The sequence below is a fragment of the Methanosarcina sp. DH2 genome (genome assembly GCF_020804225.1).
Lineage (GTDB): Archaea > Halobacteriota > Methanosarcinia > Methanosarcinales > Methanosarcinaceae > Methanosarcina.
This window is the reverse complement of record NZ_WJBI01000033.1, coordinates 1-1,722: the sequence shown is the minus strand read 5'-3', so window position 1 is coordinate 1,722 and position 1,722 is coordinate 1. Positions and strand designations below refer to the sequence as shown.

The following is a 1,722-nucleotide window of genomic DNA, read 5'->3' as shown; positions in this document are numbered from 1 at the left end:
TGCAGCAGGTAAGCACTTCGGTACAGAATGTCAGCGAGCTTGCCCAGAAAACAGTTGACATTCTTCTGGAAAATTTCAATGTTTCGGGAGAAAAGAAAAACAATCAACCCTCTTCTGGAAAGCCGCAGCATTTCGATAGGAAGGGAAAGTCTAAAGAGAAATTCTAAATTGTAGTTTGTACTGAATTGTTTGATATAACTTTTCGAGTTCAGGCTAATGGAATTCATCAGTTTGTATTCTGCAATTCCCATTAGCCCTATTTTTCAGGTGATATAGAATGAGTTATAATGCTCAAATTGTAAATGTGGATAATAAAGAAGGGAGATAAAGTCCATTTTTTATGAATAAATGAGTTATTATGTCTGTTTTTATCCTATCTATATATAAAAGCTATATATAAAAGCAGTTAAGAAATATTTGAAATTTTGGTCAGACGGAATGTTTCTTTTTTTACCTATAAATTTAAATACTTCCTCTAATTATAATCATAGTTATTATATAAATCATTAGGGGATTGATTATATATGCCTTCAACAGTTCTTGATTTAGGAAAGACGAAACAAAAGAACTCACTAAAAAATTTAGTTGAGGATGAGGATTTAAAAGCGAAAGAGATAAGCTTACTTATAGACAGTCTTCCAGTAACTGTTTTCAGAGTATCGAGTGAGTCTTCCTGGGCTATACATTATATCGGTAAAAGTGTAGAAAAACTGACCGGTTATTCTAAACTGGATTTCATTTCCCAAAAACTATCATGGTCTGACATTATTCTTCCTGAAGACCTTTCTCTTGTCGATAAGGTTGTACAGAAAGCAATGAAAAATAAAACTCCTTATCAGGCTGAATACAGAATCAAAAAATCCGATGGCACTATAATCTTTATTCAGGAACAGGCTCACCCGGTGAAAGACGATGAAGGAAATATCGCTTATATTGACGGTGTGTTTCTGGATGTAACTCCACAGGTTAAACGGAGAGAAGAATCCCAGAGGACTATTGTCAGCAGCATACCCAAGCCATCACTTGCACTTTATGTAGATGTTTCCGGAAAAATAAAGTACATTAACGATTACTTTGCGAAAGTCTGTAAGTTTAAAAATATGGACGAAGCAATCGGTTTATCGCCTTCCGACTTAATGGAGAGCAGCACTAAAAAATCACTTGCTGAAAAAGTACTGGAAACTGGAGAAGGAGTCTATAACCTTGAACGGTCACTTAAACTCAAGGCTCTGGATAAGCCTCTACACACAGTAACCTCTTCAGTAGCTATAAAAGATGATGCTGGAGCAATTATCGGAAATCTTACAATCATAACTGATATGACTGAGATGAAAGAGAAAGAAAAGGAAGTTGAGGACCTTTTAAATTATACTAATAGCTGTCTGAAAGACCTTGGGGAGGGTATCAGAAGGATTGGCGAGGGGGACCTTGATGCTCACCTGGATAAGATCAAGGACGATGATTTTGGCAATACTTTTGACGAGTTCAATAAGCTTGTTACTAATCTTAAATGTGTTATTGAGGATATCCTTGCAGACATGCTCACAACCCTTGAAGAAGCCCGGCAATCGGAAGAAGCCGTCGGCCAGATGAATACCGGCATGCAACAGATTTCAACTGCAGCAGAACAGATCGCAACCGGCTCGGAGAACCTTTCGAGGCATGCAGGCACAGCAGCTTCTGACATAAAAGCTTCCGAAGAAATTTTCAAAAAGCTCAGCG

At 37.4% G+C, this 1,722-nt stretch carries 1 protein-coding gene; it reads left to right on the top strand.

Features of this window, described 5'->3' with window-relative positions; translation table 11 throughout:
• Nucleotides 1-524: 524 nt before the first annotated feature.
• Nucleotides 525-1,722: PAS domain-containing methyl-accepting chemotaxis protein (locus tag FXV91_RS19570; protein WP_229392469.1), on the top strand; the 1,198-nt coding region annotated here is incomplete at its 3' end.